This window comes from Roseibium sp. RKSG952 (genome assembly GCF_009711355.1).
Window position 1 is genome coordinate 1 of sequence record NZ_SMMF01000772.1, and the last position, 8497, is coordinate 8497.

8 protein-coding genes are annotated in these 8497 nt (G+C 57.4%); 6 read left to right on the forward strand and 2 right to left on the reverse strand.

What is annotated here, in order from left to right:
* The first annotated feature begins 366 nt into the window (after positions 1-366).
* On the forward strand, positions 367-1095 hold the full coding sequence (locus E1297_RS06185; RefSeq protein ID WP_155135309.1) for a hypothetical protein: 729 nt from the start codon (positions 367-369) through the stop codon (positions 1093-1095).
* Between the two features lie 280 nt (positions 1096-1375).
* Here E1297_RS06185 and E1297_RS06190 read toward each other — a convergent pair whose 3' ends face one another.
* Positions 1376-1744: a gamma-butyrobetaine hydroxylase-like domain-containing protein gene (locus tag E1297_RS06190; protein WP_155135311.1), complete on the reverse strand. Its 369-nt coding sequence runs from the start codon at positions 1742-1744 to the stop codon at positions 1376-1378.
* Positions 1745-2023: 279 nt separating this feature from the next.
* Between E1297_RS06190 and E1297_RS06195 the strand changes: the two genes are divergently transcribed.
* The 4 genes from E1297_RS06195 to E1297_RS06210 all read left to right on the forward strand — a co-directional run bounded on the left by E1297_RS06195 (position 2024) and on the right by E1297_RS06210 (position 5612).
* Positions 2024-2878, forward strand: a complete 855-nt coding sequence (locus E1297_RS06195; protein ID WP_155135313.1) for a CoA ester lyase — start codon at positions 2024-2026, stop codon at positions 2876-2878.
* Between the two features lie 2 nt (positions 2879-2880).
* Positions 2881-3417, forward strand: a complete 537-nt coding sequence (locus E1297_RS06200; protein WP_155135315.1) for a MaoC family dehydratase — start codon at positions 2881-2883, stop codon at positions 3415-3417.
* 1 nt (position 3418) lies between these two features.
* Entirely contained in the window at positions 3419-4618 is a 1200-nt protein-coding gene (locus tag E1297_RS06205) for a CaiB/BaiF CoA-transferase family protein (RefSeq protein ID WP_155135317.1), read from the forward strand.
* A gap of 241 nt (positions 4619-4859) precedes the next feature.
* Positions 4860-5612 carry a GntR family transcriptional regulator gene (locus E1297_RS06210; RefSeq protein WP_155135319.1) on the forward strand — a complete coding sequence of 251 codons (753 nt, stop codon included), beginning with the start codon at positions 4860-4862 and terminating at the stop codon, positions 5610-5612.
* A 49-nt stretch (positions 5613-5661) separates the two neighbouring features.
* Here E1297_RS06210 and E1297_RS06215 read toward each other — a convergent pair whose 3' ends face one another.
* Entirely contained in the window at positions 5662-7089 is a 1428-nt protein-coding gene (locus tag E1297_RS06215) for a deoxyribodipyrimidine photo-lyase (protein WP_155135321.1), read from the reverse strand.
* Between the two features lie 216 nt (positions 7090-7305).
* Between E1297_RS06215 and moaA the strand changes: the two genes are divergently transcribed.
* The gene (gene moaA / locus E1297_RS06220; protein WP_196223216.1) at positions 7306-8322 is read left to right on the forward strand and encodes a GTP 3',8-cyclase MoaA; all 1017 of its coding nucleotides are present in this window, start codon (positions 7306-7308) and stop codon (positions 8320-8322) included.
* The last annotated feature ends 175 nt before the right edge of the window (positions 8323-8497 follow it).

Consider the following 8497-nt stretch of genomic DNA (forward strand, 5'->3'; position numbering starts at 1 on the left):
CAGGTCCGACTTCGTCAACAGGCTGTTATGACTGACAAATAAAGTCAGCCTTCTAGGCAATGACCGCAAGAAACTTGCGATCTCGCCTCAGCCATTTTCAGCCTGCTTCCAGAGAGGCTTGACAGAATTTCCTTCATAGTCCGACGCGCATCAAGAACAAATGTGAAAATAAAATTCAAGACACCACTAGCCTTCTGATGCTGCGAATTTATAGTATTTCAGCCCGATAATAATTCTGGATTAAAGCAACTGTCCCCCTCTTGGCCAACATCACTTCTCAGCCGAACCGGCATACAACTGCTCATCTGGGTTCTTGCAACCCTTGGGGTCTGCCTTGTCCTGATTGAAGCCGTCGCACTCACCCCTGTGACAATTCTGTTCGTCTCTCTGGTTATCCCCGCCGGGTTGATGCTCAATGGGTCCTTGAGATTTCGCTTCCCGAGACTGGCCCAGATTTTCGCCATCGAGACTGGCTACATGGCCGTCGCTGCGACTGCTGTATTTGCAATCACAATCGATTCTCCATCGCTGAACAAGATCAGCGGTTACGGTTTCTTTTGTTTTTGTGTGTTGCAAACTACTGGTTTCATGATCGACAGTATCAGAAAAGGTTCAACACTTGGAGCCGTATCTACAGTGTTCAGCAGCATTGCAATGATTCTGTGGGGTGCAAGTGCGAGCCTGCATAGCGTTATGGCCTCTGACGGACGCTTTCTTATGTGGGGAGAGAATGCACCTCCCTACATTCAAGCCATCTATAGCCTTTGGGCAGTGCAGGTAATCGTTGAGATGCGGTCCCTGCCAAAGCTTACCGAAGCCAGCGCACATATTGTCTCTGTGTTGGTCGCACTCTTTTCCGGACAGTTCTTCTTTGCGCGCCTTCTCACCGCATCGCAAATCATCCTGCTGGATGCGTTACTTCACTACACAGACCCTGCGTTTCTTGGAAAAGAGACACTCACCGTAAGTGAAACAGAATTAGCCAGATTTCGCTCTTTTTATCGACGGTTTGGCGCTCCGCTGCTTTTTGGCCTGGTGACACTGCTGGCTGGCTTGTCGTCCTATGGCTCGCTTCAGCGCCTCAATATCATCTGATTACGGACTGTTTATCAAATCAAACAACTTGGCATATTTCACCGAGTAAACATACTTCAAGGCACCGAAACCTTCCAGCAAGTTGACTGTAACCGCCCTCTCATCAGCTTATGGATCAAAAAGACCTCTTGTTTCAGCTCACCCAATCCGGCACGCCCGGCCGCTAAGGTTAAGGCATTTTCCCTTGATACCGGGCACCACTTTACGCAAATCGACTGACCTGAAACAAAACTCCCTTGGCAAAAACAGAAGGAAAAATCATCCATCAATTAGAACGACTCTAACGATCCCGGCTCAAGCCCTTCTCCTCCAGCTCCCTCAGATAGCGCCCCCAATGTGTGTCTCGATCCAAGGCGAGCTCCTGGAAGTATGTCCAAGTGAAGATGCCAGAATGATGCATGTCGTCGAAATGGATGCGCACCGCGTAATTGCCGACGGGTTCGATCTTCATGATGCCGACATCGCGCTTGCCCGGAATGGTCTTTTTCTGCCCCGGCGCATGGCCTTGAACTTCTGCCGAGGGTGAACAGACACGCAGATATTCGGCAGAATACTCATGTGTTTGACCATCCGCAAAACTGACCAGGAGCGTCTTCTTGTCGGTTTTTAACCGGATTTCGGTCGGCCATGCGCCGGTTGCGTCTGTCATGTCTGCTTCCTCATGTAACGTCCTCGCAGACTTATGATTTTTTGCGAAACGCTTCAAGGCAAAGCACTTCACGGCATTTTCCTGTCTTTACAGGCCGGACTGTTTCCCCGGCGCATGAAATTGCCGGTAGGCCTCTGGCGCGGAATTTCGTGCCCATTTCATTGTTACCCCCCTTGGAGCCAAATCCTCAAAAATCCCGACAGGTACGGTTCCCGCGCTTGAAATCGCGGCACCTCATCATATTTATACGGTTATACGGACAAATTAGGAGTGAAGCCCATGCGCACTCGAAGTCTCTTGTTCACACCCGCAGACAAAATCGAACGGCTTTCCAGGGCCCGCGCGAGCGGGACCGACTGGATGGTCCTTGACCTCGAAGACGGTGTGGCACCAGTCCGGAAGGCCCCGGCAAGATCCGCTGTTCACCAGAATCTCGTTGAGGCCTCCCCTTCCGCCCTCGGCAGACTGGCCCTGCGAATCAACACGCTCCGGTCTCCAGAGGGGATCAGGGACGTGACCATGTTGCTCGATACGCCCGTCTGGCCGGCAATGCTCGTCCTGCCCAAGATCGAAAGCCCGGAGGAGGTTCTTCAAATCCGCACCCTCGCCGACGCACAGGGCAAGCATCCGTTGCTGTTGGTCTGCCTTGAAACAGCCATCGGGCTGGAACGGGCGGGAAACATCTTCCGCCAGGCAGGTCCGAAGATCCTGGCCGGTTACGGCTCCGCCGACCACATGGCGGAAGTTGGAGGCAGCATGAGCTCTCAGGCGCTTGCCTGGGGCCGCGGCCAAGTGCTCAACGCCGCCGGGTCTGCTGGAGTTCCGGCTCTGGACGGCGTCTGCCTGTCACTGAAAGATCGTGAAGCCGTTATGCGGGAAGCCCGCCTCGCCCTCGACATGGGGTTCTGCGGCAAGCTTGCGATCCATCCGGCGCAAATCGATCCCATCAACGCCGTGTTCACGCCAGCCAGCGCCGAAGTCGAACGCGCCCGCGCAATGGTCGATGCGTCACATGATCGAGGCGGCGGCGCATTTCTGTTCGCCGGCAAGATGGTCGATGCACCCGTCCTTGCACATGCCCAGCGCGTTTTGGCCAACAGTTCAAACGTCATCGACAACCAACAGGAGATTTGAAAATGGCCCGCCAATTACCCGGAATGACGCGCATCAATGATCAGCATTTCCGCGAAGATCCCGGTCTTTACTTCGAAGATTTCGAGCCGGGAGACATTTACGAACACTGGCCAGGCAGAACCATCACCGAAACCGACAACACTTGGTTCACCCTTTTGACGATGAACACGCATCCGCTTCATTTCGACACCAACTACGCAGCTGCATCAGAGTTCGGCAAACCGTTGGTCAACTCGACATTCACCCTCTCGCTCGTTGCGGGCATGTGTGTCAGTTCGACCAGCCAGAAAGCCATTGCCAATCTCGGTTTCGACGAGATCAAGATCCCGGCGCCGGTATATGCCGGAGACACGCTCTACGCCGAAACGAAGGTGATTTCCAAGCGCGAAAGCCGCTCGAGGCCAACAGCAGGCATCGTAACGGTCTGCCATTCCGGCAAGAACCAGTCCGGTGTCTATGTCATGCACATCACGCGCAGCTTCTTTGCCACCAAACGCGGCCATTCGGTCATTGACAAGATGCAGGCCGGGAGAGTTTGAGATGGACGCGCCCCTTGCCGGGCTTCGTGTGCTTGCTGTCGAGCAATATGGGGCCGGTCCGTTCGGCACCCAGCTCCTGTCCGACCTTGGTGCCGAAGTCATCAAAATCGAAAACCGCAACACCGGTGGCGACTATGCCCGTGCACTCGGTCCCTATTTCATCGGCGAAACAGGGAACGATGACGCAAGCCTCTTCTTCCAGTCGATCAACCGGAACAAAAAGAGCATTTCGCTCGACCTGAAGCACCCGGAAGGCCGGGCTGCCCTGCACAAGCTTGTGGCACAGGCCGACGCGGTCGCCAACAATCTGCGCGGCGATGTTCCAAAAGATCTGGGCCTGACCCATGATGCCCTGTCATCGTTCAACCCCAAAATCGTTTGCGCCCATTGTTCGGGCTATGGCCGAACCGGACCGCGAGCCAGCTGGCCCGGATATGACTATCTGATGCAGGCGAGAACCGGGTGTTTCAGCATGTCCGGTGAACCGGATACGCCGCCAGCCCGAATGGGCCTGTCGATGATCGACTTTCTGGGCGGGACCTACATGGCACTGGGCCTGCTGGCTGGCGTAATCGGCGCACGCTCCACCGGCAAGGGCCGCGATATCGACGTGACGCTGTTCGATGCGGCTCTCTCCAGCCTCTGCTATCTGGGAGCCTGGACACTCAATTCCGATTATGCCCCGGCACGGGTCAGGCGCTCCGCCCACCCTTCGCTGGTTCCCTGCCAGCTCTACCGGACCGCGGACGGCTGGATCTATATCATGTGCAACAAGGAGAAATTCTGGCCGATCCTGTGTGACTTGATCGGCTGTGGCGAACTCGCACGGGATCCGGAGTTTTCCAGCTTTGACAAGCGGCTTGCCCGGCGGGACGCATTGACGGAGATCCTGGACACGGCCCTGCAAGAACGCACAAGCGCGGATTGGCTGGAACGCCTTGACGGCAAGGTGCCTTGCGCTCCGATCAGGACACCACGCGAAGCCCTGACTGACCCGGAGCTTGCCGGATCCGGCCGGGTCGAAACCCTCGAACTTGCCGACGGCACGCCGTTTCAGCTGCTCTCCAGCCCGTTCCGGTCCGCCGGCCGCGCAGATCACCACGCCTGTCCGCCGCTGGGTGCGAACACAAGGACGGTGTTGCGCGCAGCCGGATTGTCAGACCCGGACATTGATCACCTTTTCGAGTGCGGAGCGATCTGAACACTTGCGGGCAAAAGCATTCAGCCTGGTCAATCGCGCCAAACCTTTGCTGCGGTTAGCCCGGCCTCTCGTCCGCCCGGTTCACGCCGCCGGACGGGTCACAACACTCGTTTTCATAATCGTATTAAGTCAATTATCGCCCTGCTCACTTTTGGCGAACAATCTCCAAACGCCTTGAACACGGCTGGACTTTCTGACACGGAGGGAGACCACCTGCACCAACCGGGAGCGATCTGACCGAATGCGATACGGCGCACCAAAATACAGCCTGATTGTCGACCAGCTCACCCGCCAGATTGAGGACGGGACCTATGCCGCCGGGACCAGCCTGCCGACGGAATCCCAGCTGATGCGGGCCTATTCGGTGAGCCGTCACACAGTGCGCAGCGCACTGCAGGTGCTGCGCACGCGCGGCCTGATCACATCGCGGCAGGGTTCCGGGTCAATCGTTGCCGAAACCGTTCCGGCCGCTCCTTTTGTCGAACGCATGTCCTCCATGGAGGAATTTGTTCTCATCACCCGAAACTCCCGGCGAAAGGTCCTTGGCTGGTCCAACATCGAGGTGGATGCAGTCCTGTCGCAAGAGCTGGGATTACAGACGGGCCGTCACCTGATCGAACTGCGCCTGTTGCGGCAACTGAAAACGGCAGAAGAGCAGACCATTGCATATGTCACCTGTTTCATGGACGCCCTGTTCCAACCAGTGATCACCAGCCTTGAGGATCAGGACCTTCCCGTTGCCACACTGCTGGAGCAACGCTTTGGGGCCGGAACCGGCATCGTGCGTCAGGAAGTGCGGGCAGCAGCACTTGACGCGGACGCCGCCCGGCACCTGAGCCAAAAGCCCGGAGATCCGGCTTTGGTCATTGAGCGTCACTATGCCGCCGACAGCGGAACTCCGGCGCATCTGGTGACACGGTCTGTCTGCCGGGCGGATATGGTGCGGGTCGAATCCGTCTACCGCGCGGCAGCTGCAGCGGCCCCGCCCGAATAACGCAAGCGCGACACGAGTGCCGCTGCCTGCCCTGCGATTTTGACAAGTCTTATGCGGCCGCCTGCTTGACTTTCTCATAGCCGTCGAGCGCTGCCTGCCGTGCAGAGGCGTGATCAACGATCGGTTCCGGATAGGTCTCGCCGAGCCGGATACCGGCCTTTTGCAAAGCTTTCTCCGGCGCATCGAACGGAGCAAAGAGATATGCAGTTTCAAGATCCTTGAGCTCCGGAACCCATTGCCTGATGTAGGTCCCTTCCGGATCGAACTTTTCGCCTTGCGTGATCGGGTTGAAGATCCGGAAATACGGGGCCGCGTCCGCGCCACTCCCCGTCACCCACTGCCAACTCGCCGCGTTATTGGCAATGTCCGCATCGACCAGCGTGTCCCAAAACCAGTCTTCCCCCTTTCGCCAATGCATGCGCAGATGCTTGACCAGAAAGCTTGCGACAACCATGCGCACACGATTGTGCATGTAACCCGTGTGCCAAAGCTCGCGCATCCCCGCATCGACAATCGGGTACCCTGTCAGGCCGCGCTGCCACGCACTCAAGTCGCTGTCGCTGTCGCGCCACGGGTAGGAATTGAAAGCCGGACGCCAGTTTTCATCAACAAGCTTGGGGAAATGGTAGAGCAGGTGATAGGAAAACTCCCGCCAGACCAGTTCCGACAGGAACTTGTCGCCATCCTTGGCAAGCGACGGGTCCCGATCGACCAGATGTTGCGTCGCCGCCCAGACCTGGCGGGGCGAAATTTCACCAAACCGCAAATGGGGCGACAGACGGGACACATTGGGCATGTCCGGCCGGTTGCGCTTGTCTCCATAGCCGGACAGACCGGTCTCAAAAAACGCCTCAAGGCGTGCCAACGCCCCCTCCTCTCCCGGCGACCAGAGACGCTCCCAACCAGCAGCCCAATCAGGTTTCATCGGCAGGAGCTCAAGATCGACCAGAGACAGGGCGGCATCATCCCGAACAATCTCCACCTCCACAGGCCGTTTGACCGGCACATCCACACCTTTGGCCTTGGCTGCGCGCCAGAACGGTGAATACACCTTGAACGGTCCGCCGGACTTCGTCTCCAGTTCCCAGGGTTCAAACAGCAGGCTGGCCTTGAAGCTTTGAACCTCGATCCCGGCATTTTTCAATGCGGATTTGATCGTGGTGTCGCGTTTCACCGCATGCGGATCATAGCTCCGGTTCCAGACCACACGCTTGATCCCGAATTTCTCAACCAGATCCATCAGGATCGTTTCCGGGTCGCCTCGATAGAGCGACAGGCCGCCCAGATCGCGGGACAAGGACGACAGGCTGTGATGCAACCACCATTTCGATGTGCCGCCCAACGGCCTTGCAGCGCTCCGTCCAACGTCGTCTTCCGCAATGAAAACCGGAAGCACGGCGCCGCTCTCCACAGCCGCAGAAAACGCCGGATTGTCGCTCAGGCGCAGGTCCTGCCGGAACCAGACGATGGTGCTCATGGGGCTGCAAAACTCCTTTTATTGAAACAACTTGCGGGGTCTACGGCGCTGGCCCGGCTGAGGATCACTTCCAATATTGTCCAAGGGCGTTTGCTGCAAAAGATACGCCGCTTTCCGTCTTGTCTTGATTTCTGAGTATATTACTCTCATTTTCCTGAAGCTAAGCAATTGACCGGACATTGGGCCATGAGCCGTTCCGGGACGAGGGAGTTGTTCATGACCGCAGGCCGCCAAACACCGCCGATGATCGATCCGTTCGGCCGGGCAGTCAGCTATTTGCGTGTCTCCGTCACCGACCGTTGCGACTTCCGCTGTGTCTATTGCATGGCCGAAGACATGACGTTCCTGCCCAAGCGCGAAGTCCTCTCGCTGGAAGAACTCGACCGGCTCTGCACCGCATTCATCGAAAAGGGCGTGCGCAAGTTACGGCTGACGGGCGGTGAACCTCTCGTGCGCAAGAACATCATGTCCCTGATCAGAAGCCTCGGGCGGCATCTCAAGACCGGCGCCCTGGAGGAACTGACCCTCACAACCAACGGCTCCCAGCTCGCCCGGTATGCCAACGAACTGCATGCCTGTGGAGTCCGCCGGATCAATGTCTCGATCGACACGCTGGACGACAAGAAATTCAAGGCGATTACCCGCTGGGGTGATCTCCACAAGGTGATGGACGGCATCCGGGCCGCAAAGGACGCCGGATTGCAGATCAAGGTCAACATGGTTGCGCTGAAAGGTGTCAACGAGCATGAAATCGGCACGATGCTGGAATGGTGTCACGCAAACGGCCATGACCTGACCCTGATCGAAACCATGCCGCTTGGCGAAATCGACGGCGACCGCACCGATCAATATCTTCCGCTGTCGATGGTCCGGGCCCGGCTTGCCGAAGCCTATACGCTTGAGGATATTCCCTACAAGACCGGTGGCCCTGCCCGCTATGTAGAGATCAAGGAAACCGGCGGACGTCTCGGTTTCATCACGCCGATGACCCATAACTTTTGCGAAAGCTGCAACCGGGTTCGCGTGACCTGCACGGGCCAGCTGTTCATGTGCCTCGGGCAGGACGACATGGCGGACCTGAGAGCTCCCTTGCGGGCCTCGGAAGGCAATGACCTGCTTTACGACGCGATCGACGAAGCCATCGGCCGCAAGCCGAAAGGCCATGATTTCGTGATCGACCGGCGGACCAAACAGCCGGCGGTGTCCCGGCACATGAGTGTCACCGGCGGGTAGAAATCCAGCGGGCGGGAATGCATGGGCATGATGGCGGCCCTGATCACAGTCTCGCCCCGTGGCAACCGTTCTCAGAAAGACCTCTGCATGTTGAAGTCACTCGATACATGCATAATTTGGCCATAGGTCGCATAAGTAGCGATGGCGCCATAAGGAAGCCTTTCAAGGCGGAAAC